At 59.5% G+C, this 25,385-nt stretch carries 30 protein-coding genes; 13 read left to right on the top strand and 17 right to left on the bottom strand.

Translation table 11 applies throughout. The annotated features are described in order from the left end of the window. Window positions 1–270: 270 nt before the first annotated feature. Window positions 271–690 (top strand): organic hydroperoxide resistance protein, encoded by a 420-nt coding sequence (locus ACQ4OE_RS12620; protein WP_430946821.1) that lies wholly within the window; start codon window positions 271–273, stop codon window positions 688–690. Window positions 691–764: 74 nt separating this feature from the next. Here the strand turns inward: ACQ4OE_RS12620 and ACQ4OE_RS12615 are convergent, their stop codons facing one another. Together ACQ4OE_RS12615 and earP are read right to left on the bottom strand one after the other, a co-directional pair. After that, window positions 765–1,334 (bottom strand): elongation factor P, encoded by a 570-nt coding sequence (locus tag ACQ4OE_RS12615; protein ID WP_122591975.1) that lies wholly within the window; start codon window positions 1,332–1,334, stop codon window positions 765–767. 48 nt (window positions 1,335–1,382) lie between these two features. Further along, window positions 1,383–2,525, bottom strand: a complete 1,143-nt coding sequence (earP, locus tag ACQ4OE_RS12610; protein WP_430946820.1) for an elongation factor P maturation arginine rhamnosyltransferase EarP — start codon at window positions 2,523–2,525, stop codon at window positions 1,383–1,385. Window positions 2,526–2,649: 124 nt separating this feature from the next. Between earP and ACQ4OE_RS12605 the strand changes: the two genes are divergently transcribed. Together ACQ4OE_RS12605 and ACQ4OE_RS12600 are read left to right on the top strand one after the other, a co-directional pair. Further along, window positions 2,650–3,063 (top strand): hypothetical protein, encoded by a 414-nt coding sequence (locus ACQ4OE_RS12605; protein ID WP_430946819.1) that lies wholly within the window; start codon window positions 2,650–2,652, stop codon window positions 3,061–3,063. Window positions 3,064–3,065: 2 nt separating this feature from the next. After that, window positions 3,066–3,548 carry a GreA/GreB family elongation factor gene (locus ACQ4OE_RS12600; RefSeq protein ID WP_430946818.1) on the top strand — a complete coding sequence of 161 codons (483 nt, stop codon included), beginning with the start codon at window positions 3,066–3,068 and terminating at the stop codon, window positions 3,546–3,548. Window positions 3,549–3,557: 9 nt separating this feature from the next. Here the strand turns inward: ACQ4OE_RS12600 and cysB are convergent, their stop codons facing one another. The 5 genes from cysB to ACQ4OE_RS12575 all read right to left on the bottom strand — a co-directional run bounded on the left by cysB (window position 3,558) and on the right by ACQ4OE_RS12575 (window position 7,537). Further along, on the bottom strand, window positions 3,558–4,532 hold the full coding sequence (cysB, locus tag ACQ4OE_RS12595; RefSeq protein WP_007908591.1) for an HTH-type transcriptional regulator CysB: 975 nt from the start codon (window positions 4,530–4,532) through the stop codon (window positions 3,558–3,560). Between the two features lie 113 nt (window positions 4,533–4,645). Further along, on the bottom strand, window positions 4,646–5,149 hold the full coding sequence (locus tag ACQ4OE_RS12590) for a universal stress protein (RefSeq protein ID WP_122591981.1): 504 nt from the start codon (window positions 5,147–5,149) through the stop codon (window positions 4,646–4,648). Window positions 5,150–5,246: 97 nt separating this feature from the next. Then, window positions 5,247–6,152, bottom strand: coding sequence for a 5'-nucleotidase (locus ACQ4OE_RS12585; RefSeq protein ID WP_064391400.1), 906 nt, complete (start codon window positions 6,150–6,152; stop codon window positions 5,247–5,249). A 30-nt stretch (window positions 6,153–6,182) separates the two neighbouring features. Then, window positions 6,183–7,154: a putative 2-dehydropantoate 2-reductase gene (locus ACQ4OE_RS12580; RefSeq protein WP_430946817.1), complete on the bottom strand. Its 972-nt coding sequence runs from the start codon at window positions 7,152–7,154 to the stop codon at window positions 6,183–6,185. After that, the gene (locus ACQ4OE_RS12575) at window positions 7,151–7,537 is read right to left on the bottom strand and encodes a thioredoxin family protein (RefSeq protein WP_430946816.1); all 387 of its coding nucleotides are present in this window, start codon (window positions 7,535–7,537) and stop codon (window positions 7,151–7,153) included. The genes ACQ4OE_RS12580 and ACQ4OE_RS12575 overlap by 4 nt, the downstream gene beginning before the upstream one ends. On the opposite strand from ACQ4OE_RS12575, the gene ACQ4OE_RS12570 reads away from it, so the two are divergent. Both ACQ4OE_RS12570 and ACQ4OE_RS12565 read left to right on the top strand, forming a co-directional pair. Continuing rightward, entirely contained in the window at window positions 7,536–7,979 is a 444-nt protein-coding gene (locus ACQ4OE_RS12570) for a PilZ domain-containing protein (RefSeq protein ID WP_430946815.1), read from the top strand. The two genes, ACQ4OE_RS12575 and ACQ4OE_RS12570, sit on opposite strands and share 2 nt — an antisense overlap. A 130-nt stretch (window positions 7,980–8,109) precedes the next feature. Then, window positions 8,110–9,186 (top strand): 3-deoxy-7-phosphoheptulonate synthase, encoded by a 1,077-nt coding sequence (locus ACQ4OE_RS12565; RefSeq protein WP_102900377.1) that lies wholly within the window; start codon window positions 8,110–8,112, stop codon window positions 9,184–9,186. A 60-nt stretch (window positions 9,187–9,246) separates the two neighbouring features. Here the strand turns inward: ACQ4OE_RS12565 and ACQ4OE_RS12560 are convergent, their stop codons facing one another. Continuing rightward, a complete protein-coding gene (locus ACQ4OE_RS12560; protein ID WP_102900376.1) occupies window positions 9,247–9,528 on the bottom strand; it encodes a GNAT family N-acetyltransferase in 282 nt (93 codons plus the stop codon). A gap of 639 nt (window positions 9,529–10,167) precedes the next feature. Between ACQ4OE_RS12560 and oprI the strand changes: the two genes are divergently transcribed. After that, window positions 10,168–10,419 carry an outer membrane lipoprotei OprI gene (gene oprI / locus ACQ4OE_RS12555; RefSeq protein ID WP_003183784.1) on the top strand — a complete coding sequence of 84 codons (252 nt, stop codon included), beginning with the start codon at window positions 10,168–10,170 and terminating at the stop codon, window positions 10,417–10,419. Window positions 10,420–10,545: 126 nt separating this feature from the next. Here oprI and ACQ4OE_RS12550 read toward each other — a convergent pair whose 3' ends face one another. The 3 genes from ACQ4OE_RS12550 to ACQ4OE_RS12540 all read right to left on the bottom strand — a co-directional run bounded on the left by ACQ4OE_RS12550 (window position 10,546) and on the right by ACQ4OE_RS12540 (window position 12,582). Continuing rightward, window positions 10,546–11,514, bottom strand: a complete 969-nt coding sequence (locus ACQ4OE_RS12550) for a L,D-transpeptidase family protein (protein WP_430946814.1) — start codon at window positions 11,512–11,514, stop codon at window positions 10,546–10,548. A 111-nt stretch (window positions 11,515–11,625) separates the two neighbouring features. Next, window positions 11,626–11,919, bottom strand: coding sequence for a hypothetical protein (locus ACQ4OE_RS12545; protein WP_007908575.1), 294 nt, complete (start codon window positions 11,917–11,919; stop codon window positions 11,626–11,628). Between the two features lie 57 nt (window positions 11,920–11,976). Further along, window positions 11,977–12,582 carry an arylesterase gene (locus tag ACQ4OE_RS12540; RefSeq protein ID WP_163005002.1) on the bottom strand — a complete coding sequence of 202 codons (606 nt, stop codon included), beginning with the start codon at window positions 12,580–12,582 and terminating at the stop codon, window positions 11,977–11,979. Between the two features lie 10 nt (window positions 12,583–12,592). Between ACQ4OE_RS12540 and ACQ4OE_RS12535 the strand changes: the two genes are divergently transcribed. Genes ACQ4OE_RS12535 through greB form a run of 3 tightly spaced genes read left to right on the top strand, consistent with a single transcriptional unit; the run spans window position 12,593 to window position 16,312 of the window. Next, window positions 12,593–13,276 (top strand): ABC transporter ATP-binding protein, encoded by a 684-nt coding sequence (locus tag ACQ4OE_RS12535; protein ID WP_007939984.1) that lies wholly within the window; start codon window positions 12,593–12,595, stop codon window positions 13,274–13,276. Next, a complete protein-coding gene (locus tag ACQ4OE_RS12530) occupies window positions 13,276–15,780 on the top strand; it encodes an ABC transporter permease (protein ID WP_430946813.1) in 2,505 nt (834 codons plus the stop codon). The genes ACQ4OE_RS12535 and ACQ4OE_RS12530 overlap by 1 nt, the downstream gene beginning before the upstream one ends. Window positions 15,781–15,814: 34 nt before the next feature. Beyond that, a complete protein-coding gene (gene greB / locus ACQ4OE_RS12525) occupies window positions 15,815–16,312 on the top strand; it encodes a transcription elongation factor GreB (RefSeq protein WP_414871871.1) in 498 nt (165 codons plus the stop codon). Between the two features lie 6 nt (window positions 16,313–16,318). Here greB and ACQ4OE_RS12520 read toward each other — a convergent pair whose 3' ends face one another. From ACQ4OE_RS12520 to ACQ4OE_RS12510, 3 genes are all read right to left on the bottom strand, one after another. Then, window positions 16,319–16,627, bottom strand: a complete 309-nt coding sequence (locus ACQ4OE_RS12520) for a class I SAM-dependent methyltransferase (protein ID WP_430946812.1) — start codon at window positions 16,625–16,627, stop codon at window positions 16,319–16,321. A gap of 249 nt (window positions 16,628–16,876) precedes the next feature. Next, entirely contained in the window at window positions 16,877–17,311 is a 435-nt protein-coding gene (locus ACQ4OE_RS12515) for a DoxX family protein (protein ID WP_007908568.1), read from the bottom strand. Between the two features lie 111 nt (window positions 17,312–17,422). Beyond that, window positions 17,423–18,844, bottom strand: a complete 1,422-nt coding sequence (locus ACQ4OE_RS12510; protein WP_430946811.1) for a transglycosylase SLT domain-containing protein — start codon at window positions 18,842–18,844, stop codon at window positions 17,423–17,425. Window positions 18,845–19,080: 236 nt separating this feature from the next. Here ACQ4OE_RS12510 and ACQ4OE_RS12505 point away from each other — a divergent pair, with 236 nt between their 5' ends. The 3 genes from ACQ4OE_RS12505 (at window position 19,081) to ACQ4OE_RS12495 (ending at window position 22,048) form a co-directional block, all read left to right on the top strand. Then, window positions 19,081–19,887 (top strand): TatD family hydrolase, encoded by an 807-nt coding sequence (locus ACQ4OE_RS12505; protein ID WP_430946810.1) that lies wholly within the window; start codon window positions 19,081–19,083, stop codon window positions 19,885–19,887. A gap of 110 nt (window positions 19,888–19,997) precedes the next feature. Continuing rightward, complete coding sequence (locus ACQ4OE_RS12500; RefSeq protein ID WP_430946809.1) at window positions 19,998–21,479, top strand: methyl-accepting chemotaxis protein; 1,482 nt, start codon at window positions 19,998–20,000, stop codon at window positions 21,477–21,479. A 203-nt stretch (window positions 21,480–21,682) separates the two neighbouring features. After that, a complete protein-coding gene (locus ACQ4OE_RS12495) occupies window positions 21,683–22,048 on the top strand; it encodes a terminase (protein ID WP_430946808.1) in 366 nt (121 codons plus the stop codon). Between the two features lies 1 nt (window position 22,049). On the opposite strand, the gene ACQ4OE_RS12490 is transcribed toward ACQ4OE_RS12495, so the two are convergent. From ACQ4OE_RS12490 to ACQ4OE_RS12480, 3 genes are all read right to left on the bottom strand, one after another. Then, window positions 22,050–22,844 (bottom strand): acyl-CoA thioesterase, encoded by a 795-nt coding sequence (locus tag ACQ4OE_RS12490; RefSeq protein WP_430946807.1) that lies wholly within the window; start codon window positions 22,842–22,844, stop codon window positions 22,050–22,052. A gap of 155 nt (window positions 22,845–22,999) precedes the next feature. Continuing rightward, entirely contained in the window at window positions 23,000–23,764 is a 765-nt protein-coding gene (locus tag ACQ4OE_RS12485) for a CHAD domain-containing protein (protein WP_430946806.1), read from the bottom strand. A gap of 79 nt (window positions 23,765–23,843) precedes the next feature. Next, complete coding sequence (locus ACQ4OE_RS12480) at window positions 23,844–24,122, bottom strand: hypothetical protein (protein ID WP_122592011.1); 279 nt, start codon at window positions 24,120–24,122, stop codon at window positions 23,844–23,846. Between the two features lie 216 nt (window positions 24,123–24,338). On the opposite strand from ACQ4OE_RS12480, the gene ACQ4OE_RS12475 reads away from it, so the two are divergent. After that, window positions 24,339–25,385 carry a patatin-like phospholipase family protein gene (locus ACQ4OE_RS12475; RefSeq protein ID WP_430946805.1) on the top strand — a complete coding sequence of 349 codons (1,047 nt, stop codon included), beginning with the start codon at window positions 24,339–24,341 and terminating at the stop codon, window positions 25,383–25,385.

Genomic DNA, 25,385 nt, shown 5'->3' with positions numbered 1-25,385 from the left:
AAGGGGGTGGGTGGGGTTCTCCCCCCCCAACCCCCCCCCGCTCCCACATTGATTTCATCGCCAGCACAATATTTCTCAGCACCTGAACTTCCCCGCAATCCGCTCTAAATCGAGCCTTACAGCCCTCCTCTCACACCCGCTCGGTAGCAAAAGCGCAGATTCTTCAAAAATTTATCTTGCGCACTAAATATTCACGCGATACATTCACCTCGTACTTAATTAGCGCACAAACAATCAGCGCGCAACACACCATCCTACGAGGCTCACACCATGCAAACTCTCTACACTGCAATCGCTACTTCCACCGGCGGCCGTGATGGTCGTGCGATCTCCAGCGACAACATCCTCGACGTCAAACTGGCAACTCCGAAAGAACTCGGCGGTGCAGGCGGCGCGGCGACCAACCCTGAGCAACTGTTCGCTGCCGGCTACTCGGCCTGCTTCATTGGCGCACTGAAATTCGTCGCCAGCCAGACCAAGCGCAAAATCCCCGACGACGCCTCGATCACCGCCCACGTCGGTATCGGCCAGATCCCCGGCGGTTTCGGTCTGGACATCGACCTGCACATCAGCCTGCCAGGTCTGGAAAAAGCCGACGCCCAGTCGCTGGTCGACGCGGCCCACCAGGTCTGCCCGTACTCCAACGCCACCCGTGGCAATGTCGACGTACGCTTGCACGTGACTGTCTGAAGCTGTACGCAAATTGCAGGCACAAAAAAGCCCGACTCAATGGTCGGGCTTTTTCTTTCCGCAAAAACCAGCGCTTATTTAGCACGGCCTTTGTAGGAACCGCCTTCGCGGGTGTCGATTTCGATCTTGTCACCGATTTCGATGAAGTCAGCAACCTGCAGCTCAGTACCGTTGGCCAGCTTGGCTGGCTTCATGACTTTACCGGAAGTGTCGCCGCGAGCCGAACCTTCGGTGTAGTCAACTACACGAACGATGGTGGTCGGCAGTTCTACGGAAACCAGACGCTCTTCGAAGAACACGGCTTCGCAGACGTCGGTCATGCCTTCTTCGATGAATGGCAGAACGGCTTCGATGTCTTCAGCGTTCAGCTCGTACATGGTGTAGTCAGTGGTGTCCATGAACGTGTAAGAGTCACCGCTGATGAAAGACAGGGTGGCTTCTTTACGGTCGAGGATCACGTCGTCCAGTTTGTCGTCAGCGCTGTAAACGATCTCGGTCTTGTAACCGGTCAGCAGGTTTTTCAGCTTGGTCTTCATGATCGCGCTGTTACGGCCCGACTTGGTGAATTCAGCTTTCTGAACCAGCCAAGGATCGTTCTCGAGACGGATCACGGTACCGGGTTTGAGTTCTTTACCAGTTTTCATTACGAATATCCGAATTTGGATGGGATTTACAAAAATCTAGGCCGCGTATCATATCCAATTTAGGTAAAACTGTACCAGCGCCGCGGCAAGATCGGCCTGCAAGCCTTGTTCCAGACACCACGCTTCGGCATTTTTCTGCAGTTCTGGCCAATGAATGCGGGCCGCGAGCCAGTGTTCACCGATCGGCTGACCGGCGCTCCACGCGCGCCACAGACCGTTCATCGCCTCGGCAGCCGCCGGAGAAAGCCGTTTCGTGTAGAGCGCGAGGAAGGCGTCGAGCTTGTCCAGATGGATGTCTTCGTCTTGCTGATAGATGTGCCAGAGCATCGGCCGCCCCGCCCATTGCGCCCGGACGAACGAATCTTCGCCACGCACCGCGTTGAAATCGCAGCACCACAGCAAATGATCGTACTGATCCTGTCGGACGAACGGCAGCACTTGCACGGTCAGTGCCTGACGGACGTGGATGGCCCCGACGCCCAGGGTTTCCACTTCGAGCCAACGCGCCACATCACCGAGAATTCGCCCTTCCGGCACCAGCAGGTGAGTCGGCGTGCTGTCCGCCGCCAATACGTCCAGCCAACTGGCCAGCCCGGCATTTTCGTAGGCAAACAGCGAAATCAGCTGTGCATCTGCTGCGCGATCAATCCCCAGACCTTGCAGGAATTGTCGCCGCGCATCGGCATCCTGCTGAAATTGCCGACGCTTTTCGAGCAGTCCTCGTTCACGCAGCAGTCCGCCCGTCCCCGCTTGGAAGCCCGGAAAGAAGAAGAACTTCTGCACTGTTTTGTATTTGACCGACGGCAGCCCATGGCAACCCACCACCCAGTCTTCGGCGCTCAGATAGTCGAGGTTCATCCACAGCGGCGGTTTTCCCCGCGCAGCCATGGCGTCCATGTAATCACTCGGCAACTGACAGGCGAATGCGGCGATCACCACGTCTACCGCCTCTGTGTGCGGCCACTCGGCGGGCCAGTGCCGCACCTCTACGCCTTGTTGCCATTGCTGCGCGGCATTGATGTCGATCTCGGGGCAGATCCGTTCGAATGCGCGCAAATCATCGACCCACAAACGCACATCAAGCCCATGCTCAGCCACCAATTGCCGGGCCAGACGCCAGGTCACACCGATGTCGCCATAGTTGTCGACGACGGTGCAGAAAATATCCCAGCGGGTGTTCAGTTCCGACATGCAAATCTCCCGTTGGCAAAAGCGTCAATTGTCCGCATAAATCACCTCGCGCAGAAGAGCCGACGGCGATTAATCTTCGTGCGACAATCGCCACTCGCCCGCAATCATCCGCCAGGAGGCCGCCATGCCCTATCGCCCCAACCCGCGTCGACCTTTGCCCGTTCAGCTTAGCGCGCTGCATTTGACCGGTAGCATTGCCTTGGGCCTATGGCTGGGCTTTCTCGCCATTGCGCTGACCTGCTGGCTGCTTTCACGCTTTCTGTTCACTGAACAATTGGCACCGGTTGCTCAAGCGGTGCAGCAACTGGCCAATCCGCCAGCGCCTCAGGTTCAGGTCCAGCCGGATATTCCGCCGCAGAGTCCATTGTTCGATCAGTACGAAGAAAACCTGCGCCGCAATGAGCAACAGCAGCGTATGGATCAGGCCCGCAGCAGTATTCGCAATCAGTCGAACCCCAAATGCCAGTTCTGGCTGCAACAGGACCAGACGGCCCCGAGCGAAAAGAGCCGCGCCAACGTTTTACAATTCTGCGATTGATCATGAATAAGTACGCCGTCCACCAACTGATTCTCGACAAGCTGCGCATCGACCTCGACATTGCCGAGCGTGCCGCGCAAACCGCTTACGAAACCGCGACCCACGAAGAAAACATCGCCGAAAACAAATACGACACGCTGGGTCTGGAGGCGTCGTATCTGGCGGCGGGTCAGGCGAAACGGGTTGAGGAAATTCGGCAGTCACTGGCGCTGTGTCAGAACCTGATGCTGCGTGCTTACGATGAAAATCGTGGCATCGAGATCGGCGCCCTGCTCGGCCTGGAGGATGAAAAGGGTCGCGAGCAATGGCTGTTTCTGGCGCCGGATGCGGCGGGTTTGAAAATCGACGTGGTCGGTCAGCCGATTACCGTCATCACCCCGCGCTCGCCTCTGGGCAAAGGCCTGTTGGGCAAGTTCGAGGGCGATGAGGTGGAGATTCTGGTGGCGGGCACCCGGCAACAGTTTGCTGTTACCGAGGTGCTCTGAGACAGCGGATCAGTGAACCGGCAGTTCGACGCCGTCGAACAGTTCTTCCAGTTCCTGCTTGTTGTGGCACTGGATGGCTTTGGCCATGACTTCGCGGGTCAGGTGCGGGGCGAACTTCTCGATGAAGTCGCACATGAAACCACGCAGGAAAGTGCCGCGACGGAAACCGATCTTGGTGATGCTCGATTCGAACAGTTCACTGGCATCCAGCACCACCAGGTCGTTATCGAGTTTGGTGTCGACCGCCATTTTGGCGACGATGCCCACGCCCAAGCCCAGACGCACGTAAGTTTTGATCACGTCAGCGTCGGCGGCGGTGAACACCACTTTCGGCGTCAGGCCACGATGGCTGAAGGCTTCGTCGAGTTTCGAACGGCCGGTGAAACCGAACACGTAAGTCACGATCGGGTATTCGGCCAGTGCTTCCAAAGTCAGCTTCGGCAGCTTGGTCAGCGGGTGGCCCTGTGGCACGACCACGCAACGGTTCCAGCGATAGCACGGCATCATGACCAGATCGCCGAACAACTCCAGCGCTTCGGTGGCGATGGCAAAATCGACGGTGCCGTCAGCGGCCATTTCGGCGATCTGCATCGGCGAACCCTGGTGCATGTGCAGCGCCACGTCGGGATATTGTTTGATGAAATTGCTGATCACCGGCGGCAGCGCATAACGCGCCTGGGTGTGGGTGGTGGCGATCGACAGGGTGCCTTTCTTCTCGTTGGAGAATTCCTGGGCAATCTGCTTGATGCTTTCGACCTTGCGCAGAATCTCGCCAGCGGTGGTGATGATGCGCTCGCCGGCCGGGGTCACACGGGTCAAGTGCTTGCCGCTGCGGGCAAAGACTTCAACGCCGAGTTCATCTTCCAGCAGGCGGATTTGTTTACTGATACCCGGTTGCGAGGTGTATAGGCTTTGGGCGGTAGCGGAAACGTTGAGGTCGTGGTGCGCCACTTCCCAGATGTAGCGCAATTGTTGAAGCTTCATATGAATCCCTCAAAGCAGATAGACGCCACGGGCATCAGCGACGGTATATAACTATATTAATGGTTTGAAGAATAAATCTAGAACTTTTTTATCAAAGTGCCATTATTCCCGCTTCAGCGATCCTCCCGCCGCCGACGCTCCACCAACGGCACCAGATAAACCGGCACCTTGGCCAACTGCAGGACCCGAGCCGCTGTGCGCCCCAATGGCGTCTCCGCGCCTACCCCGTGACTGTGGCTTCCTACGATCAGCAAATCGACGGAGAGTTTCTGCACCTGGTCAAGAATCACCTGCGACGGATCGCCCTGCACCACCCGCACGGCTCGAATGCGTTGCAGATCCTGCTCGCCCTCCTCGCCCAGTTCTTCGCGAAAACTTTCCAGCACCCGCTGCTCGATATTGGCGATGACTGTTTTCAGACCCTGGCTGTGGAATTCGTTCAACGCCTGCTCATCGAGATAGCTCTGCAACACCGACTCGGCAAACAGCCCCATCGGCTCGACGGCATGCACCACATACAAGTCGGCATTGAACGTCCGCGCCAGCGCCAGGGCATGCTGCATCACTAACGGTGCGTACAGACCGAGGTCAGTGGCATACAGCATTGAACGAATCATATGACCTCCTCGCAAGCCAACATGGCGGAGATTTGATTCAGCTTAGCAGTGCCTTGACGACTACGACGTGTGACGCAACGTCTTGAACCAATGGGCTTTAGATCGAAGGTTCGTTGCTGATGCCATGCGGCACGTGGCCAGTGGCGACCACTTCGCGGGCGAGTTCGCAGTGACCGGCCTGATCGTCAAAGAACACGTCGGCGGCGAACGCTTCGAGAAACGCCGATTTGGTCAGGCCGCCGAGAAACAAGGATTCGTCGAGCCGGATGTCCCATTCGCGCAGCGTGCGAATCACCCTTTCATGGGCCGGCGCCGAACGCGCGGTGACCAGCGCCGTGCGGATCGGACAGTCGTCGTCGGGGAATTCGCGCTGGAGCAAATTGAGCGCCGCGAGAAAGCCTTTGAAGGGACCGCCGCGCAACGGTTCGCGAGCGGCTTCGCGCTCTTTGGCCTGAAACGCTTCCAGGCCACCGGACTGATAAACGCGCTCCGATTCGTCGGAAAAAATCACCGCATCACCGTCGAAGGCGATGCGCAACTCATCGCTGGCCGCGCGGCTGGCGCCACCAGACAGAATCGTCGCGGCGGCGAAACCGGCATCCAGCGCGGCGCGCACATCTTCAGCGTGAGTCGACAGAAACAGGTCACAACCGAAAGCTTTCAAATACGGATACGGACTGCGCCCGCCGACGAACGCCGCGCGGGAAATCGCCAGGCCGTAATGGTGAATCGAGTTGAATACGCGCAGCCCGGTGTCGGCGCTGTTGCGCGAGACCAGGATCACCTCGACCCGCGCGCGACCGAGGCGACTGTTCAGGCTCAGGAGTTTTTCCACCAGCGGGAAAGCATCGCCGGGCGCGAGAATCTCGTCCTCGTGCTCGATCTGATATTGCCGATAGGCTTCGACGCCGCTCGACAGGTAGACCTTGTGGCTTTCGCTCAGGTCGAACAAGGCGCGCGATGAAATCGCCAGCACCAGTTTGTCATCGATGTTCTTGGCCATGCTTCCCCCGCCCTTCACAAAAAAACCGACCTAAACGTTGCGCCGGTCGATAAAACGCAAATTGCGGTACAGCGCCTCGATTCGCGGCAGCTCACAGCCTGCCGCTTTGGCCGCCACCAGTGGCCGGGCGTAAATCGCCTCTAGCTCCAGCGGTCGCTTGTGTAAAAAGTCGTGGTACATGCTCGGCCAGTAGTCGGGCATTTTTTCCGTCATCGAGAACAGGAAGCTGGCGTAACCGGGTGGCATTTCGTAGCCACAGGCCTTGGCGCCCTGCTCCACTTCGGCCATCAAGGCTTGAATTGATACGCGGCTGTCGGCGTCGGCCATCAGTGGCGTGGTACCGGCGCCGAGCAGCACGGACAGGCCGTTGTAGGGAATATTCCAGACCAGTTTCTGCCAACGTGCCTGCTTTAGATTGGCCATGGCCTGGGATTCGAGACCGGCGGCGCGGAACAGACCGGAGCCTTCTTCGACAATGGCCATACGGGTGTCATCGTCGATGGCCGGGCCGCTGTGATAACCCACATTCACCGCGCCGAGCGCTTGATGGGTGACTTGCCCGGGGCCTTCACGGTGTACGCAAATCAGGCACAAACCGCCGAGCAGATGCAGGGAATCGGGCAACAGTTCACGCAAATCGTCTTCAACGTCGAGGCCGTTTTGCAGCACCAACACTTTGGCATCGGGTTTGGCTGCTTGAATGATAGAAGGCGCGAGACCGGCATTGCTGGTGGTTTTCGCCCCGACCAACAGCCAGTCACACTTGGGCATGTCTTCGGCGGCGGAATACGCCTGCGCCGGATTCAACGTCATCGGGCCATGCACCGCGCTGTTGACGTGCAACCCTCGCTCTGCCACCGCCGAAAACTCGCTGCGCAACAAAAAATGCACATCGAATCCGGCCCGCGCCAGCATCACACCATAGAACCCACCGATTGCACCGGTGCCAATAATCCCCACTGTCGGTTTATCAACGCCCGGTTTATTCACTGCCCCCATCATGGCAACTCCTCTGCAATTCGACCCAGTGCCTGCGCCAATGCCTCGTTGAGTGCATCGGCGGTCAGGCGCGTGTGCAATGCCCCAAAGAACTCGCCGTCGCGCACCACGAACAGCGCCGGCAAATGAAAGACCTGATAGCGCTCCACCAACCCGCCATTGTCACCGGCATCAATCCAGCACAGGCGATCAACCGCCAGTCCCATCTCCGGCAATACTCCGCGGGCGTAGCGGCAACTGGCGCAGCCGACGCTGGTGAAAATGACCAGGGAAACGCCGCTCATCGCCAATAGCCGTTGGTCGGCGTCGAAATCGGTCAGCTCGGATTCGACCACTATACTGGGGGAAACAATGTCAAATGGCTGACACAGGGAGTCTGTGCTCATGGGACGTTTCATTCCTCATCCGGACGAAGTACCGGTTGAACTGACGTTACTCAAGCCCGAGTGTATTTCCAGGCGACAGCTGCACACTATCAGCCTCGGCGGCATCGCTTGCAATTACCACCGTGCCTGGCGCCATGGCACGGCGCTGCAAGTGCGCATGCCCACGCTCAACGCTGACATCTGTTATCCGGGCTATGTGGCGTGGTGCCTGCGGCGCAAAAAAGGTTACCTGGTGGGCATCGCTTTCACTGATGAGCAGACGCTGTTCAGCGCGCGAATGGGTGAGCAAGTGTGTCAGATCGAGCGCTTCTGCCGCATGAATGACGCCCACGATGATTTGCACGATATTCAGGCGCTGGCCCTGCAGTGGGTCGAGCAACACGCCGACGAGTTCTCCCACGACAGCGTGCGCAAGGCTTTTGCGCAGCCAGCGCTGGACTAAAGCACCTTTTGCCCATTGTCTACCAGGCGCTTTACGCGCTAAGGTTCCGCTCCCCGACGCGCTTAAATCTGCTGTGCTCCGCCGCGCGGGGATCGCTGGCGGCCGGCACCCGTGACCTGACGAGTAAACGATGGCTGATTTACCGATCAACGACCTAAACGTCGCCTCTAACGAGACCCTGATCACTCCCGATCAGCTCAAGCGTGATATCCCTCTGAGCGATGCTGCCCTGCGCACCGTCACCAAGGGCCGCGAAGTCATTCGCAACATTCTTGATGGCACCGACCACCGTCTGTTCGTAGTGATCGGCCCGTGCTCGATCCACGACATCAAGGCTGCCCACGAATACGCCGATCGCCTGAAGGTGCTCGCGGAGGAAGTCTCCGACACTTTGTATCTGGTCATGCGTGTGTATTTCGAGAAGCCACGGACCACCGTCGGCTGGAAAGGCCTGATCAACGATCCGTATCTGGACGACTCGTTCAAGATTCAGGACGGTCTGCACATCGGTCGCCAGTTGCTGCTGGACCTGGCCGAAAAAGGCCTGCCGACCGCCACCGAAGCCCTCGACCCGATTTCCCCGCAGTATCTGCAGGATCTGATCAGCTGGTCGGCCATCGGCGCGCGCACCACCGAATCCCAGACGCACCGTGAAATGGCTTCCGGCCTGTCCTCGGCCGTCGGCTTCAAGAACGGCACTGACGGCGGCCTGACCGTGGCGATCAACGCCCTGCAATCGGTCTCCAGCCCGCACCGTTTCCTCGGGATCAACCAGGAAGGTGGCGTGTCGATCGTCACCACCAAAGGCAACGCCTACGGTCACGTGGTGCTGCGCGGTGGCAATGGCAAGCCGAACTACGATTCGGTCAGCGTCGCCCTGTGCGAACAGGCGCTGGACAAGGCGAAGATCAAGCCGAACATCATGGTCGACTGCAGCCACGCCAACTCCAACAAGGATCCGGCCCTACAGCCGCTGGTGATGGAAAACGTTGCCAACCAGATCCTCGAAGGCAACCAGTCGATTATCGGCCTGATGGTCGAAAGTCACCTGAACTGGGGCTGCCAGGCGATTCCGAAAGACCTCGCCGACCTGCAATACGGCGTGTCGATCACCGATGCCTGCATCGACTGGTCTGCCACTGAAAACACCCTGCGCAGCATGCACGCCAAGCTCAAGGACGTGTTGCCGAAACGTCAGCGCAGCTGATCGACGTTTCGCAGGCATAAAAAAACGCCGGGCATTGCCCGGCGTTTTTGTGTGTGCGGTTCAGATCTTTGCGGCGCGGCGCTGATGGCGTTCCATATAGCGCTCGACGTAAGAGCACGACGGGATCACCGTGTAGCCCATTTCTTCGGCGTATTGCAGCGCCCTTTCGGTCAGCGCAGCGGCAATGCCACGGCCACGCAGGGCGTTGGGCACAAACGTGCGGTAGATATCCAGGGTCTGTTTCCCCAGATCCATATAGGTCAGATAGGCACGATGACCGTCCACATTGGTCTCGAACTGATGACCAGCCTGGTCATGGTGGATGGACAACGCCTCGCTCATCACTACTCCTCGCGGGTCTTGGATTCTGACCCCTACCTTACCGATGTTTGTCCGGCGAAGGAACATCTACGCCACCCCGTGCCTGATGGACACCGAGAAGAGCCACACCGATCTCGCGCAACCGAGCACCTGATAAATAGTAGGCGCCAATGGCAAAAATGCTCAAGGTGCGCTCGTCATCAAGCCGGTTGACGGGGGTTGCTCCGATGGACGCAGAGGCGGCTGGGGAAACAATCTTCCCGGGGCGCTCACCTGAACATTGCCGGATGTTGAGACTTAAGACGTGCAACCTTTTTTAAAGTCACCTCAACATGGACAAAGATAAGCGAAGCAGCGCGCAAAATCGGAACAAAAGTGTGGACGAATTCATCTAGAAAGACTTTAGCCAAGACTGCAAAAACAGCACAAGATAGCGGGAACTTTTTCTCATTGACTCGCTCTGCACGGGGCTTGCAGCTGGATATTTTTTATACAACGCAGTTAAAAGTTGCTCGAAAAAGAATCAGCGCCTACAATTTTTTTTGCTTCTTGCGCTACGTCAGTTTACTTACTACAAGTAATGGGTAGTATGTACGCCGGCTATTTCCTCAATCGTGAGGAGACAGTCACTTAATTTGAAAGTCCTTGAAGGGGAACACGATGAACAACGTTCTGAAATTCTCTGCTCTGGCTCTGGCCGCAGTTCTGGCTACCGGTTGCAGCAGCGCATCGAAAGAAACCGAAGCACGTCTGACCGCTACTGAAGACGCAGCTGCTCGCTCCCAGGCTCGTGCAGACGAAGCTTACCGTAAAGCTGATGAAGCTCTGGCTGCTGCTCAAAAAGCACAACAGACTGCTGACGAAGCTAACGAGCGTGCTCTGCGCATGCTGGAAAAAGCTAGCCGCAAGTAATAGTCCTTCGGGATTGTTATCAAGCCGACCCATTTTTTGGGTCGGCTTTTTTGTGCCTGATGCTTTTGTCCGGGCAATAAAAAACCCGCCGACGCTTTACGCATCGGCGGGTTTTGTCCAGATCGCTTACTGCAACTCGACCGGCGTACTCGAGACCATCGGCGCGGAAGCACTCGGCGTACCGATTTCGGTCGGCAGGCCATCTTCGGCCGCGACCACATCACGCACCACGTCCCAGTTCATGCGCAGGTTGTTGGTGATGTCTTCACGCTTGAGCATCGCGTTGATCACCGCCGTGTGTTTGTCGACCACGGACGGGTTGCCCTTGTCGTCGATCGGCGTGTGCGCCTCCAGATAGACCTTGCCGTTGCTGCGGCCGAACTTGTACGCATCATTGAGGATGCGCACCGACGTGCCGACCGGCACCATGCCGGCCATTTCCAGCACGTTGTTGTTGAACATGCGGAAGCAGCCGTGGCTGGTGCGCATACCGATGCCGAACTTCTTGTTCGAACCGTGGATCAGGTAGCCCGGTGTGCCCAACGTGAACTTGAACGGGCCCAGCGGGTTGTCAGGGCCGGCCGGCACCACGTTTGGCAGCGGATCACCGTCAGCGGCGTGTTCAGCCTTGATCGACGCTGGCGGCGTCCAGGTCGGGTTCGGCGTCTTCGCGGTGATGGTGGTGTGCGCGATCGGCGAGCCCCAGCCCTCACGACCAATCCCCAGCGGGAAGGTGTACACCGTGTTCTTGCCTTTCGGGTAATAGTAAAGGCGATACTCGGCCAGGTTGATGACGATGCCTTCACGCGGGCCCGGCGGCAGAATGAAACGCGTCGGCAGGACGATTTCCGTACCGGCGCCCGGCAACCAGGCATCGACGCCCGGGTTGGCCGCAACCATTTCCGAGTAGCCGAGATCGTAGGTGGTGCCCAGATCGGCGAAGGTGTCTTCGTACTTGGCTTTGATCACCTGAACCTGGCCGATGATGTCTTCACCGGGCGGTGGCAGGGGGAACTCCAATGCAGCAACGGGACCGGCCACACACAGGGCGGCAAGTGACAGGCAGCGGGTGACGGCAGGAAAGCGCGGCAACATCCGGAAAATCCTTCGCATGATCAACAAGGGTATAAGAGCGCGATTGTACACCGCACTTTGAATATTCGGGGAGATCACCCCAATGCAGGCGACAAGGTGCCTTGGGGTGGGTCAGAGCTCGAAACGCAGCTCAGGCCAGATCGGCGAAGTGCCGCGCTTCTGCGACTCCAGAATCGCCCGGCACAGCGAACACAGACGCTGATCCTGAAACACCCGCCGATCCACGCTCGACCAGCGCGGTTGCGCCGGCAGCAGACTGCCGCACAGGGTGCGATCGGCCGAGCCACCGAGTTCCAGCTGACGCGTCACCAGATGCACCCGCACTTCCTGACAGGCGAACAGATCCAGCTGCTCGTCAGGTTCGATCAGTTGGTAGGCAAACAGGGACCAGGCAGAACGCGACATCGGGGGCTCCAAATAAGGGGGCGCCACATTAGCCGAAAGCCTGCCCATAGAAAAGCCTCATAACAGCGGTTTTAGCGTCGGCCAGACATTTTCCAGCAACTTGCCCTGAGCCCCGGCTGCCGGGTGCAGACCGTCGGCTTGCATCAAGTCCGGATGACCGCCGACGCCTTCGAGGAAAAACGGTACCAAAGGGATCTTTTTGTCGTCGGCGAGTTTGCCGTAGACCTCGGCAAAAGCGTCGGTGTAACGCTTACCGTAATTGGGCGGCAGTTGCATGCCGAGCAACAACACCTTGGCGCCGCTCTGGCGCGAGCTGTCGATCATCGAGGCAAGATTTTGTTGCAATTGCGTTGGCGGCATCCCGCGCAGGCCATCGTTACCCCCCAGTTCGAGGATCACCAGCTCAGGCTTATGCTCTGCAAGCAGCGCCGGCAGCCGCGCCTGGCCTCCGGCACTGGTGTCGCCGCTGATGGAGGCATTGACCACTTTATCGTCGAAACCCTCCTGTTTGAGCCGTTGTTCCAGCAACGACACCCACCCCAAGCGGGTATCCAGTCCGAAACCGGCGCTGATACTATCGCCAACGATCAGGACAGTACCCGCCGCTGCGTTCTGGGCCATGCACATCAAGGCCAGGCCAGCACTCAAAAACCACACTCGCATCGGATTCTCCATGGGCGCAAGCATTCTCACCGCGAAGAACCTCAGCAAAGTGGTTCCCAGCGCGGAAGGTGAACTGACTATCCTGCACGAACTCAGCCTGGAACTGAACAAGGGCGACAGCCTGGCCATCGTTGGCGCGTCCGGTTCCGGCAAATCCACCCTCCTCGGCCTGCTCGCCGGCCTCGACCTGCCGAGCAGCGGTGAAGTAACCCTCGCCGGGCAAGGCCTGAGCAATCTTGACGAAGACCAGCGTGCGCGCATCCGTGCCGAACATGTCGGTTTCGTCTTCCAGTCGTTCCAGTTGCTCGACAGCCTCAACGCACTGGAAAACGTCATGCTGCCGCTGGAACTCGATGGCCGCAAAGATGCGCGCGAGCGTGCGACCGAACTGCTCCAGCGCGTCGGCCTCGGTCAACGCCTGACGCACTCGCCGCGCCAGCTCTCCGGTGGCGAGCAACAGCGTGTCGCCATCGCCCGCGCCTTCGCCGCCGAGCCGGATGTGCTGTTTGCCGATGAACCCACCGGCAACCTCGACAGCCACACCGGCGAGCGCATCAGCGACTTGCTGTTCGAATTGAACAAGGAACGCGGCACCACTCTGGTGCTGGTGACCCACGACGAACGCCTGGCCCATCGCTGCCGGCGCCTGATCCGTCTTGAAGCCGGGCTGTTGGTCGCCCCTCTGGAGCCTTGATGGCACGTTTGCCGCTGTTGCGTCTGTTCAGTCTCGCCATTCGCCAATTGATGCGCGATGCCCGCGCCGGCGAATTGCGCGTGTTGTTTTTCGCCTTGGTCGTGGCGGTGGCGGCGAGTACCGCCATCGGTTATTTCGGCGCGCGCCTTAACGGCGCCATGACGCTGCGCGCCACCGAGTTTCTCGGTGCCGATCTGGTCCTTGAAGGCAGTTCGCCGGCCCGCGAAGAACAGATCAAGAGCGGCACCGAACTACGCCTGAGCCATGCGCAAGTGGTGGAGTTCTCCAGTGTCATCGCCACCGACAACGGCATTCAGCTGTCGAGCATCAAGGCTGTCGACCGCGCGTACCCCTTGCGTGGCGAACTGAAGAGCGCGCCAGCGCCCTTCGCAACCGAAGACGTTGGCGGCGAACCGCAACCGGGCGAAGCCTGGGTCGAGGCGCGCCTGCTGACGGCGCTGGACCTGAAGATCGGCGACAGCATCGATGTCGGCATGAAGACGCTGAAACTGACCCGCGTGCTGACGTACGAGCCGGATCGGGCGGGCAACTTCTACAGCCTGACACCGCGAGTGATGATCAACCTCGACGACCTCGCCGCCACGGGCGTGGTGCAACCCGGCAGCCGGGTCAGTTTCCGCGAATTGTGGCGCGGCGAACCGCAGGCGCTGGAAACCTATCGGCAACTGATCAAACCGGGGCTCGCCGCCAACCAGCGCATTCAGGACGCCCGCGATGGCAACCGGCAAATCGGCGGTGCGCTGGGCAAGGCCGAGCGTTATCTGAACATGGCCAGTCTGGTCGCGGTGCTGCTCGCTGGTGTGGCCGTGGCATTGTCGGCGAATCGTTTTGCCAGCCGACGTTTCGATGCCAGTGCGCTGTTGCGCTGCCTCGGTTTGTCACGCCGGGAAACCATGTTGCTGTTCAGCATCCAATTGACCGTACTCGGGCTGATCGCTGCACTCAGTGGCGCGTTGCTCGGCTGGCTGGCGCAACTGGGATTGTTCGCGCTGTTGCACGATCTGTTGCCGAGCGATGTGCCTCCGGGCGGGCTGTTTCCTGCAATCGCGGGAATCGGCACCGGGCTGGTGGCGCTGGCCGGATTCGCCTTGCCGCCGCTCGCCGCATTGGGCCGCGTTCCGCCGCTGCGCGTGTTGCGTCGCGATATGCTGCCGATTCCATCGAGCACCTGGATGGTTTACGGCGCGGCATTGGGCGCGCTCGGCTTGATCATGTGGCGCTTGAGTCTGGATCTGCTGCTGACCTTTGCCCTGCTCGGTGGCGGCGTGGTTGCGGCATTGGTATTGGGTGGTTTGCTGTTGCTGCTGCTGCAAAGTCTGCGGCGGATGCTCGCCCGCGCTTCGTTGCCGTGGCGTCTGGGTCTGGGGCAACTGTTGCGCCATCCCTTGGCGGCAGCGGGGCAGTCGCTGGCGTTCGGGCTAATTCTGCTGTCGATGGCGCTGATCGCTTTGCTGCGCGGCGAACTGCTCGACACCTGGCAAAACCAGCTGCCTAAAAATGCGCCGAACTACTTCGCCCTGAATATTCTGCCGGCAGACAAACAAGCCTTCGCCGATCACCTGATCAATGTGTCTGCGCAAGCCGCGCCGCTCTATCCAGTCGTGCCGGGACGGCTGATCAGCATCAACGGCGATCCGGTGCAGCAAATTGTCAGCAAGGACTCGGCCGGCGATCGGGCGATCCAACGGGATTTGAGCCTGACCTGGGCGGCGGACTTGCCGGCGGGCAACAAGCTCACCGCCGGCCAGTGGTGGAAGGATCAGCCAAGCGACGATGTTCCCGGTGTCTCTGTGGAAGGCAAAGTCGCCGAAAGCCTCAAGCTCAAACTCGGCGATCACATGGTGTTCAATGTCGGCGGGGTCAATCGTGAAGCGAAGGTCACCAGCCTGCGCGAGATCAACTGGGACAACTTCCAGCCGAACTTCTTCATGATCTTCCAGCCCGGCACCTTGAAAGATCTGCCGGCGACCTACCTGACCAGCTTCTATCTGGCGCCGGGTCACGATCAGCAGGTCGTCGAGCTGTCGCGCGCCTTCCCGGCGGTGACCATCCTGCAGGTCGAAGCCCTGCTCGAACAGCTGCGCAGCATCCTCGCCCAGGTCACCCTGGCCGTGGAATATGTATTGTTGTTTGTCTTGGCAGCGGGGATGGCGGTGCTGTTCTCAGGCCTGCAAGCGACGCTGGATGAACGCATTCGCCAAGGTGCATTGCTGCGCGCACTGGGCGCCGAGCGGCGGCTGCTGATCAAGGCGCGACGTATCGAATTCGGATTGCTCGGCGCGGTCAGCGGTCTGCTCGCGGCGATTGGTTCGGAAGTGGTCAGTCTGGTGTTGTATCGCTACGCCTTCGACCTGCCATGGCATCCGCATCCATGGTTGCTGGCGCTGCCACTGATTGGCGCCGCGCTGATTGGCGGCGCCGGTGTGTTCGGCACACGCCGGGCGCTGAATGCGAGCCCACTGACAGTGTTGCGCGAGGGTTGATAGACTCAAGCCGTCTTAATCACAAGAAGTTGCCATGAGCCGTTATCGCCCTCCCCGCACCGCCGGCACCGCGCTGATCACCCCTGAAGGTGAAGCGCGGATGCGCGCCGAATTCCATGAGCTGTGGCATGTGCGTCGCCCGCAGGTGACGCAATCGGTCAGCGAGGCGGCGGCGCAAGGTGATCGCTCGGAAAACGCCGAGTACACCTACGGCAAAAAGATGCTGCGCGAGATCGACAGTCGCGTGCGCTTTCTGACCAAACGTCTGGAAGCGCTCAAGGTTGTCAGCGAAAAACCCAGCGATCCGAACAAGGTCTATTTCGGCGCCTGGGTGACCATCGAAGACGAAGACGGCAAGCAATCGCGCTACCGCATCGTCGGTCCGGATGAACTGGATCTGAAACTGGGTCTGATCAGCATTGATTCGCCACTGGCCCGGGCCTTGATCGGCAAGGCGCTGGACGCCGAAGTGCGGGTGCAGACGCCGACCGGTGAGCAGTTTGTCTACATCGTCGCCATCGACTATCTGTAGACCGAATCAGCGGCGGGTGATCAAGCTTTGGCGCGCCACACGGGTCAGTTGTTTGATCATTTCCGGCGCATCTTCTGCGCTCGGCGCCTGAATCACGGCCAGGTCAAAACTGTCATTGGCAAACCGCGCCAGTGACTCGCCATCTTCGACAAACTGAATCAGGAACGCGGCAGGACCACCGCTGCGACGTGGCCAGCCATCCAGATAACGCAATAGCGTCGGCTGATGTTTGCCGCCAAGCAGGATTTTCGGGTTGCGCTGGGTAATATGTGCCGTGATCGGCGCGGGACGTGCTGGAGGGCGTAGTGCATTCATCGTGTCGTGTCTCTGCCTCAAAAGTCTGCATGGCAGGTGAGAGGCAACACCGAACCAGCGCTTTAGCGGTATTTCGAAGCCCTGTTCCGGCTTCTGACGGCGACTGTTGAAGTCACCTGGCGCCCCGCAAGTAGCTGTTTAAATCGGCGCATGGGCAACATCCTAGAGAACGTGACCGATCAGTGTCAAGAATCAGCCGCAACAAAAAAGGCCCGCACAATGCGGGCCTTTTTCGTTGTGCCAGAGCCTTCAACCGGCGATGGCGCGATCCACCGAGAGCTTGCCGGCGCCTTCGATCAGAACTGCGAGGCTGCCACCGAGCAGGGCAAGGGCGAACTCATAACCGTTGTTGGCCATAAACAAACCGTTGCTGATGTGTACGGTGAAGATCGCTACCAGCGACAGGAAGGTCAGGCCCAGTGCTGCGGGGCGCACCAGCAAGCCGATGATCAACGCCAGACCGGCGAAGAATTCGGTGCCGCCGGCCAGCGTGGCCATCAGGTAACCCGGGTGCAGGCCGATGCTGTCCATGTATTGCGCGGTGCCCGCCAGACCGTAACCACCAAACAGACCAAAGAGTTTCTGCGAACCGTGGGCGGCGAAGATTACGCCGACAGCAATGCGCAGGATGGTCAGACCGTAGCCGGCGCGGGTGAACAGGACTTTGTTGATCAGAGAGCTCATGGGGCATTCCTTGTTTTGCGAGAAGTGATGTGTGTTGGTTAGCCGCTATATTAATCAGTTAATTTCATGTTAAAAGCGCAAATATTCCGCCATAACAATCAAATTATTAGATCATTTCCGTGAGACGACTTTTTGCGCCCCGGGCTCCAACGACTCCCGCTCCCGGTCGAACGCCAAGTAATACTTGTTCACGCTATTAACATAGCTGACCGGCCCCATTCCCACCTGCTCCATGGCAATGCGCTCGACCTGAAAGAACCACTGATTGGGATTCAGCCCCCGGCGCCGGGCTTCGGCACGCATGCCTTGCACGCGCTCCGGGCCGATGTTGTAAGCCGCCAGCGTGAAGGCCATGCGCTCGCGCTCGTTGAGCTTGGGGCTGTTGAAGAACTTGCGACGAATCATCGCCAGGTACTTGGCCCCGGCCTGCACATTCGCATCGAGATTCTGGATATTGTTGACGCCCACCCGCTGCGCCGCAGATGGGGTAATTTGCATCAACCCTGTGGGGCCGCTGCCGCTACGCGCATTGGGTTGCAGACGTGATTCCTTGAACGCCAGCGCGGCCAGGTTGAGCCAGTCCATGTTCTGCGCGTCGGCGTGTTTTTGCAGGGTAGGACGGAGTTTTTCCAGACGTTGGCGATCAGCTTTGGCCAACGGATTGTGTACCTGATACAGGCGTCGATAGATGCGCAGAAACGCGGCGTCTTCGTTCGAGGGTTTCTTGTACCCGGTCAGAAAGCGATCAATGCTCGCGCGCAACATTGACGCATCACGACGCACAAACCAGTGCTCCTCGCCGGGTTCACTGATGATCAGTTGCCGGTCAAAACGCAGTTTCGGCAGGATCTTGCCCCAGCGCTCGGCGATCGGCTGCTCAACGATAGTCAGGTGAAAAATCCCGCCCTGCACCATCTCCAGCACGTCTTCGACGGCCAGTGTCGGATCGACCCATTCGATCTTGATCGGCGCCAGTTTGTGCAACGCGAGTTTCTGGTTGAGCTGACTGACCGCCTCCCCCGCTGCGCTGCCGGTCGGCAACGCCAGGGTCTTGCCGGCGAGCTGTTCGACCTTGGTGTAGCGCCGCTCGCCCTTGATGCCGACCAGCACCAGCGGCACGTTGCTGGCAATCGGTTCGCTGCTGGCCACCGCATAACCCGGTTGCAGGTCGAGCAGTTCGCCCGGTGCGACCAGATCACCTTCGCCACGCTGCAACGCGCCGAGTAGTTGATCCTTGGCTTTGGGAATGATCTTGAGGGTGACTTCCTGGCCGTCGCGGGCGTGGCCATTGAGGTATTGCTCGAAGGCGCGCAGGCGATGGTATTCGACGCCGATGGCCTGGCCCTGGACTTCGCCGGAGCTGTTGCGACTCTGGTTGACCAACACCTTCAACACACGACTGCTGCGAATCTCGGACAAGTCGCGGACCTTGACCGCCGGCACGGCTTGCAGCGGCCCGGGCAGGCGCGCGACCGCCGTCATCGGCAGTAGCAGCGATCCACACAACAGGAGCAAAACCGAGGGACGAACCATCCACTCTCCGGAAAGAATACGGGGCGATTTCACCGCTGAACGGTTGATATCACCGACGAAAACAGAGCGCCATGAGCGCTGGCAACGTGCGAGAGACTGGCACAGTGATGGCATCTTTGCCAAACCGGGCTGCGTCGCGGCATCAAGAGACAGCTATAACTCTTTGTAGTTCTTGGCTTTTCTTGTGAATCTACAGCTCTGGTATGCTTTCCGGCCTTCGGCCCGAGGTAGCAACCATGCAACTCATCGATATCGGCGTCAACCTGACCAACCCAAGTTTCGCCGACAAACACCAGGCCGTGCTCGACCGCGCCTACGCCGCCGGGGTCTGCCAACTGGTGCTGACCGGCACCAGCGTCGACGGCAGCGAGCAGGCTCTTGAGCTGTGCCAGCAACTCGATGACAGTGGCCAGCGCCTGTTCGCCACCGCCGGCATTCATCCGCATTCGGCCAGTGACTGGAACGCCGACAGCGCGCGCCGTCTGCGCAGTTTGTTGAAGGAAACCAACGTCGTCGCCGTGGGTGAGTGCGGGCTGGATTTCAACCGCGATTTCTCGCCGCGCCCGCAGCAGGAAAAAGTTCTCGAAGAACATCTGGCGATGGCCGTGGAGCTGCAGCTGCCGGTGTTCCTGCACGAGCGCGATGCCAGTCAGCGCCTGCTGGAAATCCTCAAGGACTTCCGCGATCAACTGCCCGCCGCGGTGGTGCATTGCTTCACCGGCGAGCAAAAAGCTTTGTTCAGCTACCTTGATCTGGATCTGCACATTGGCATCACCGGCTGGATCTGCGACGAGCGCCGGGGCACACATTTGCACCCACTGGTGAAAGAGATCAAACGCGGCCGGCTGATGCTGGAAAGCGATGCGCCTTATCTGCTGCCGCGCACCTTGCGGCCCAAACCGAAGAGCGGCCGCAATGAGCCGGCGTATCTGACCGAAGTGCTGCGCGAAGTGGCGCTGCATCGCGGTGAGACCGAGGAAGATCTGGCGGCGCACACCACCGCGTGTGCTCGGGCGTTCTACAACCTCCCCGCCCTCGCCTGACATACAGGGGCCCATGTGTTCTGTTGATATGTATCAACATTCACAAATCTGCATAGCGGCACAATGCTGGCACCTTGCCAAAACTGTTTCCGCTATCAGAGAAGACCTCCATGGGTGCCTGGCTTAGCAATATCTCGCTGAAATACAAATTCTGGGCGGTCAATGCGGTCGCTTTTGTCACCACGCTGTTGCTGGTGCTGTACGCCGTGCAGCTCGAACAACAGGCGCGCAGTCACGCCTCGCAAGCGTCCGCACAGGCCCAAGCGCAATTGCTCAAGGCTTGGCCAAGTGGACAACCGTTGCCCCAAACCGATCAGGTACTGACTTTTAAACGCGGTGAAGCGCCGCGACTCAATGACCAGCCATTGCTGGAAATCACCGACAACACCGGTTGGATCAACATCAATCACCTGCCGCTGTTTGGCGAAAACCCGCTGATGGGCGCTGAGGTGTTCAGCCGTGCCGATGGCCAGCAGGTCGCCGTGATCGCCTATGGTCCGAGCCTGAGCCAAGTGTTCAGCGAGCGCTTCGCCAACTACGCGGTGGCGGTGTTTATCCTGATGCTGGCGATGCTCGGCGCTTCACAACTGCTCATACGTTTTCTGCTCAGCCAGCTCAACACGTTGAAAGACGTCATGCTGCATGTTGAGAAAAGCGGCGATCTCTCCGCCCGCGTGCCGCTGGCCGGCAAAGACGAAGTCGGGCAGATGGCCAATGCGTTCAACGCCATGCAGGCCGGTTATCAACGCGTAGTGACCACGGTTGCCAACACCGCTCGGCAACTGGATGTCGGCGCGGCGCGGCTAGCGTCAAGCATGAACGAGGTGCGCCACGGCATGCTCGGTCAGCAAAGCGAAACCGATCAGGCGGCCACCGCGATCAACGAAATGACCGCCACGGTTTATCACATCGCCCAACACGCTGGCGCCACCCGGGATTTGTCGCGGACTGCCGACACCCTCGCCGGCAGCGGTCAGCAAGTGGTCAGCCGCGTGCAGCATTCGATCGCCGGACTGTCCAGCGGCGTGCAGCAGACCGCCGAGATGATCCAGCGGCTGGCCGAGGACAGCCAGAAGATCAACGGCGTGGTCAGCGTGATTCACAGCATCGCCGAGCAGACCAATCTGCTCGCGCTCAATGCCGCCATCGAAGCCGCCCGCGCCGGGGAGATGGGCCGTGGCTTTGCGGTGGTCGCCGATGAAGTGCGCAACCTCGCCAAACGCGTGCAGACCTCGACCGATGAAATCACCACCATGGTTTCAGCGTTGCAGGCCGGCACGCGCGATGCGGTGGATTTCATGCAGGAGAGTTCGTACAAGGCTGACGATTGCGTGCAGCAGGCGCAGGAGGCTGGCGAAGCGTTGGCGGAAATCACCGGCGCGGTGGCGCAGATGCGCGAGAGCAACACGCAGATTGCCGTGGCGGCGGAGCAGCAAAGTCAGGTCGCCGAGGAGATGAACCGGGCGGTGGTGAGCATTCGCGATGTGACTGAAAACACCGTGCAGCAAACGGTGGATTCGGCGACGACGAGTAATGAATTGGCGACGTTGGCTGGGGAACTCAATAGGGCGATTGGTCAGTTGAAACTTTGAGGGACTCATCGCGAGCAGGTTCACTCCTACAGGGGAATGCATTCCAAATGTAAGCCTTCGCCTGCTCGCGATGGCGTCAGCTCGGCCAACATCGAAAATAGACATTGCTGCTATCAGCTCAATAGCCAACCTTGATTCGCCGCCCTCCCCGCGCGGGCCTATTCTTCAACCATGTGTTCAACATGGATCGAGGAGTTATCAACATGGGCAAACGTCACCCCAACCTTCCCGCGTGGCAATGGCGCGCCTACCCCGGCAATCATCAGCACCCAACCAATCTGGTGTTGCACCTGATTGCCGTGCCGTTGTTTATCGTGGCGTTTCTGTTGATCGTGTCTGGAGTGTTCAGCCTGAGTCTGGCCAGCGTGGCCATCGGCGTGGTCGGTATCGTTGCGGCGCTGGGTCTGCAGCGCCACGGCCACCGCTTGGAGGCGCAAGCCTCCGAGCCGTTCAGTGATCGCAAAGATGCGATTTCACGCTTGCTGGTCGAACAGTTTCTGACCTTTCCCCGGTTTTTTTTGAGCGGCGGCTGGTGGCGCGCCTGGCGTGAGCGCCACCGTCGACATTGAGTCAGGCGAAGATCGTGACAGTTTGGCGACTCATCGCAATCAACTCCCCTTCCGCGCTCCACAGCTTGGCGGCGACATGGCCGTAGCCGTCGGCGGCGTATTCGATGTCGGCCAGGTATTGGCACCAGTCCAGCGTACTCAAGTCGTGTAACGGCTGAACGAATTCGATGGTCCAGGTCAGCGTGCTGCCCGGCGCAGGCTTCTTCAGATACGGCAACAGCGCGGGCGGCCATGCATCCACCAAGGCCAGCAGATGCGCCTCGTTGACCGGCTCTTCTTTGACATCTCCACGCAACCGTACCCAGCCACCCATCAACCGCGATTGATTGCCGGTGAACGGCATGCCACCGACGCTCCAGCGCATAGCCAGATGACGCATGAACTCCGGGGTGACGCCTTTGATGTACGGCAATTCCTGGCATTCGTCCCAATGTTTCATTGATGGCGCCGGATACGCTTCGACGGCCACTTCCGAGGGTCGCGAGGCGCCGAAGCTGCCTTGAACGATCGTCACCACCTGACCCTTCTGCATCGCACGGCCCATCACCTGGCTGACGGCTTTGCCTTCGCGCAACACATCGACTTCGAAACTCACCGGCACGTCAGGCTCGACCGGGCCGACAAAGGTAATCGCCAGTGAACGCACCGGGCGCTCCGCCGGGACTTTCGCGCGCATGGCTTCGTATTGCAGCGCCGCCACCAAGCCACCGAAACTCGCGCGGCCCTGGCCCCATTCGGCAGGAATCGTCAGTTCCGGTTGGCGGCGGACCGCATCGAGCAAATCGCTAAAGCGCATGGCAACCTCGGAAATCCAGAAATGAATACACGGATCTTAACCAGACCGGCAGAGCGCCGCAGCGTCTATTCCGGTCAAATGGGCTGACAGAAAGGCCTTACGCCGATCTCCGCCACAAAGAAGATCCCTTGTAAGTGGCGGTGGTGAATTCAGGATTATTTGAAGCAGGCGCTACTAAGTTTTTCGAGCACCCGATCAGCCTTGATTTCGGCTTTGATCATGGTCGCCTGCCATGTCGCCACGCAGGGTTGCAGATCTGCCTCCAGCTCGGCTTTCGCCAGCCACTGCCAGCAATCGTGCCAGTCGCCCAGCGCACCTTGCGCAGATTTCAATCGCGCCAGCGCCGCCTCGGGCAACCGGTCCAGTTCGGGATAGGCTTCGATGCCATAACGCACGAGCTTGATCAGCAAGCGCAAACGATGGCGGTCGTGGGCCGGATCGTGCAGCGCCTCATCGAGTTTCTTCCACTGTTTGCCAAGGCGTTTCTCGATGCGTTTGTCTAAACCCTTGAGCAAACCCTGACGCTGGGAGGCCCGCAGGAAGCGTGGGAAAGCGTCGAGAATCATCAACAGCGAAGCCAGTTCGGCACTCGCCGCCAGCGCCGGATAGGCCTCGGCCATTTGCGCCATGCGCCGCTGCGCAGCTTCAGGTTGATCGTGTTCGAGCAAGTACGCCGCCAACACCTCGCGGTCACGCCACGGTGTGGTCAGTTGGCCGACAGCGGACGACGCGTCTTCCAGTTGTTCGACACCCGGCAAACCGCGCAACGGTCGCAACAGGCTGCGCAACCGTCGCACCGTGGTGCGCAGATCATGCAACGCCTCAGGATCGGTGCGCGCCGTCATTCGAGCCTGACAGGCCAGCAATCGCACTTCCAGACTCAGAACATGAGCCACCAACTGATCGACTAACGCAGACATCACGTGCTCCTGTTTCCAATGGCTTCGAGGATGAGTCAGGCGTCAGGCGAACGCAGCCTCCTTGCTTCAGGTCAGCCGCTTAGCGACCGGCGCGGGATTCGCGAATGTAGAAACGCGCCTTTTCGGCTTTGCTGCTGCAGCCTTCGAACCCTTCGAATTGCTGCTGGGTCTTCGCTGCGGTCAACAGCGACAAGGCTTTGGAATAGCTGACGGTGCCGGCAAAGCCTTCGGCCTTGGCCAGATCCAGTTCATGCCACGCGGTATCGAGCTGGCTGCCGCAACTGTCGCGATACGCGGTTTTACCGGCGCAACCGGCCAATGCCAGGGCAATCAAGGGAACACAGATCCAGGCTTTCATCACTCACACCTCAAAGTCAGGTCAACAGTCGTGCAGGTAAGACGATCCGCCAGCGAAAAAGTGCCTTGCCGACGGTGAATCTGCGCAACTGAGAAGGATAGCGTCGATGGGTCAGTGCATATCAAAAAAACGACATCACCGGCGCACTGAACGACCTTGGCGATTGAGCCGGCCCGGCGATGAGTGCATTGTGCAACCTTGTCGGGAGGAAGTTTGATGAAAAAGCGTGTCGCACTGGTGCTGGGTTCCGGTGGCGCCCGGGGCTATGCCCATATCGGGGTCATTGAAGAGCTTGAACGACGCGGTTACGACATCGCCTGCATTGCCGGATGTTCGATGGGCGCAGTAGTGGGCGGGATCTATGCGGCCGGTAAACTCGATGTGTACAAGAACTGGATCGAAAGCCTCGATTACCTCGATGTGCTACGGCTGGTCGACGTCAGTTTTCGCCTCGGCGCGATTCGCGGTGAAAAGGTCTTCGGGCAGATCCGCAAGATCGTCGGCGAGATCAACATCGAAGACCTGCGGATTCCCTACACCGCGGTTGCTGCCGACCTCACCAATCAACAGGAAATCTGGTTTCAGGAAGGCTGCCTGCATCAGGCGATGCGCGCCTCGGCGGCGATCCCCAGCCTGTTCACCCCGGTGATGCAAGGCAACCGCATGCTGGTCGATGGCGGCATTCTCAATCCGTTGCCGATCGTGCCGGTGGTGTCCAGCCACTGTGATCTGATCATCGCGGTGAATCTCAACTCGACCAACCAGCGCCATTACAAATTGCCGGTGATCCAGCGCCCGCCGGCGTTCCGCTCGCGCTTCGACAGCCTGATCAATTCGTTGGGTTCGAAGATGCCGTTCCGCCGCAAACAGGCTGAGCAATTGTTGAAGCTGGAGCAGGAAGCCCTGCGCGCCGAGGCGGCGGACATCAATCCTTGGCTTGAGGGTGTCGAACCCGAGAGCCAGCAACCGGCCGCCGCGCCCGAACGCGAAGGCGCGCCGAAGTCGGCGACCGGTTCTTTCATCATCGATAACGTCGGGCCGGCGTCGCTGCTGGACTTGATCAACCAGAGTTTCGAGGTGATGCAGACCTCACTGGCGCAATACAAGATTGCCGGTTATCCGCCGGATATCCTGATCAATGTGCCGAAGCGGGTGTGCCGGTTTTTCGAGTTTTACAAGGCGCCGGAGTTGATCGCGTTGGGGCGCGAGATTGCGCGGGATACGCTGGATCGGTATGAAAGCGAGCAAGGCGATCGCAGCTGA

It is taken from the genome of Pseudomonas sp. WC2 (assembly GCF_050586545.1).
Taxonomy (GTDB): domain Bacteria; phylum Pseudomonadota; class Gammaproteobacteria; order Pseudomonadales; family Pseudomonadaceae; genus Aquipseudomonas.
The sequence above is the reverse complement of the archived record's forward strand: the minus strand, read 5'-3'. Positions and strand labels throughout refer to the sequence as shown.

Excerpts from the sequence above, each read along its gene's own strand:
- greB (WP_414871871.1), top strand. The coding sequence starts at position 15,815 with ATGAGCCGTTATCGCCCTCCCCGCACCGCCGGCACCGCGCTGATCACC.
- ACQ4OE_RS12520 (WP_430946812.1), bottom strand. The coding sequence starts at position 16,627 with ATGAATGCACTACGCCCTCCAGCACGTCCCGCGCCGATCACGGCACAT.
- ACQ4OE_RS12615 (WP_122591975.1), bottom strand. The coding sequence starts at position 1,334 with ATGAAAACTGGTAAAGAACTCAAACCCGGTACCGTGATCCGTCTCGAG.
- ACQ4OE_RS12620 (WP_430946821.1), top strand. The coding sequence starts at position 271 with ATGCAAACTCTCTACACTGCAATCGCTACTTCCACCGGCGGCCGTGAT.
- ACQ4OE_RS12570 (WP_430946815.1), top strand. The coding sequence starts at position 7,536 with ATGGGACGTTTCATTCCTCATCCGGACGAAGTACCGGTTGAACTGACG.
- ACQ4OE_RS12545 (WP_007908575.1), bottom strand. The coding sequence starts at position 11,919 with ATGTCGCGTTCTGCCTGGTCCCTGTTTGCCTACCAACTGATCGAACCT.
- ACQ4OE_RS12485 (WP_430946806.1), bottom strand. The coding sequence starts at position 23,764 with ATGTCTGCGTTAGTCGATCAGTTGGTGGCTCATGTTCTGAGTCTGGAA.
- ACQ4OE_RS12540 (WP_163005002.1), bottom strand. The coding sequence starts at position 12,582 with ATGCGAGTGTGGTTTTTGAGTGCTGGCCTGGCCTTGATGTGCATGGCC.
- ACQ4OE_RS12530 (WP_430946813.1), top strand. The coding sequence starts at position 13,276 with ATGGCACGTTTGCCGCTGTTGCGTCTGTTCAGTCTCGCCATTCGCCAA.
- cysB (WP_007908591.1), bottom strand. The coding sequence starts at position 4,532 with ATGAAGCTTCAACAATTGCGCTACATCTGGGAAGTGGCGCACCACGAC.
- ACQ4OE_RS12505 (WP_430946810.1), top strand. The coding sequence starts at position 19,081 with ATGCAACTCATCGATATCGGCGTCAACCTGACCAACCCAAGTTTCGCC.
- earP (WP_430946820.1), bottom strand. The coding sequence starts at position 2,525 with ATGTCGGAACTGAACACCCGCTGGGATATTTTCTGCACCGTCGTCGAC.
- ACQ4OE_RS12600 (WP_430946818.1), top strand. The coding sequence starts at position 3,066 with ATGAATAAGTACGCCGTCCACCAACTGATTCTCGACAAGCTGCGCATC.
- ACQ4OE_RS12515 (WP_007908568.1), bottom strand. The coding sequence starts at position 17,311 with ATGAGCTCTCTGATCAACAAAGTCCTGTTCACCCGCGCCGGCTACGGT.
- ACQ4OE_RS12490 (WP_430946807.1), bottom strand. The coding sequence starts at position 22,844 with ATGCGCTTTAGCGATTTGCTCGATGCGGTCCGCCGCCAACCGGAACTG.
- ACQ4OE_RS12560 (WP_102900376.1), bottom strand. The coding sequence starts at position 9,528 with ATGAGCGAGGCGTTGTCCATCCACCATGACCAGGCTGGTCATCAGTTC.
- ACQ4OE_RS12500 (WP_430946809.1), top strand. The coding sequence starts at position 19,998 with ATGGGTGCCTGGCTTAGCAATATCTCGCTGAAATACAAATTCTGGGCG.
- oprI (WP_003183784.1), top strand. The coding sequence starts at position 10,168 with ATGAACAACGTTCTGAAATTCTCTGCTCTGGCTCTGGCCGCAGTTCTG.
- ACQ4OE_RS12535 (WP_007939984.1), top strand. The coding sequence starts at position 12,593 with ATGGGCGCAAGCATTCTCACCGCGAAGAACCTCAGCAAAGTGGTTCCC.
- ACQ4OE_RS12565 (WP_102900377.1), top strand. The coding sequence starts at position 8,110 with ATGGCTGATTTACCGATCAACGACCTAAACGTCGCCTCTAACGAGACC.
- ACQ4OE_RS12475 (WP_430946805.1), top strand. The coding sequence starts at position 24,339 with ATGAAAAAGCGTGTCGCACTGGTGCTGGGTTCCGGTGGCGCCCGGGGC.
- ACQ4OE_RS12510 (WP_430946811.1), bottom strand. The coding sequence starts at position 18,844 with ATGGTTCGTCCCTCGGTTTTGCTCCTGTTGTGTGGATCGCTGCTACTG.
- ACQ4OE_RS12550 (WP_430946814.1), bottom strand. The coding sequence starts at position 11,514 with ATGTTGCCGCGCTTTCCTGCCGTCACCCGCTGCCTGTCACTTGCCGCC.
- ACQ4OE_RS12605 (WP_430946819.1), top strand. The coding sequence starts at position 2,650 with ATGCCCTATCGCCCCAACCCGCGTCGACCTTTGCCCGTTCAGCTTAGC.
- ACQ4OE_RS12585 (WP_064391400.1), bottom strand. The coding sequence starts at position 6,152 with ATGGCCAAGAACATCGATGACAAACTGGTGCTGGCGATTTCATCGCGC.
- ACQ4OE_RS12590 (WP_122591981.1), bottom strand. The coding sequence starts at position 5,149 with ATGATTCGTTCAATGCTGTATGCCACTGACCTCGGTCTGTACGCACCG.
- ACQ4OE_RS12575 (WP_430946816.1), bottom strand. The coding sequence starts at position 7,537 with ATGAGCACAGACTCCCTGTGTCAGCCATTTGACATTGTTTCCCCCAGT.
- ACQ4OE_RS12580 (WP_430946817.1), bottom strand. The coding sequence starts at position 7,154 with ATGATGGGGGCAGTGAATAAACCGGGCGTTGATAAACCGACAGTGGGG.
- ACQ4OE_RS12495 (WP_430946808.1), top strand. The coding sequence starts at position 21,683 with ATGGGCAAACGTCACCCCAACCTTCCCGCGTGGCAATGGCGCGCCTAC.
- ACQ4OE_RS12480 (WP_122592011.1), bottom strand. The coding sequence starts at position 24,122 with ATGAAAGCCTGGATCTGTGTTCCCTTGATTGCCCTGGCATTGGCCGGT.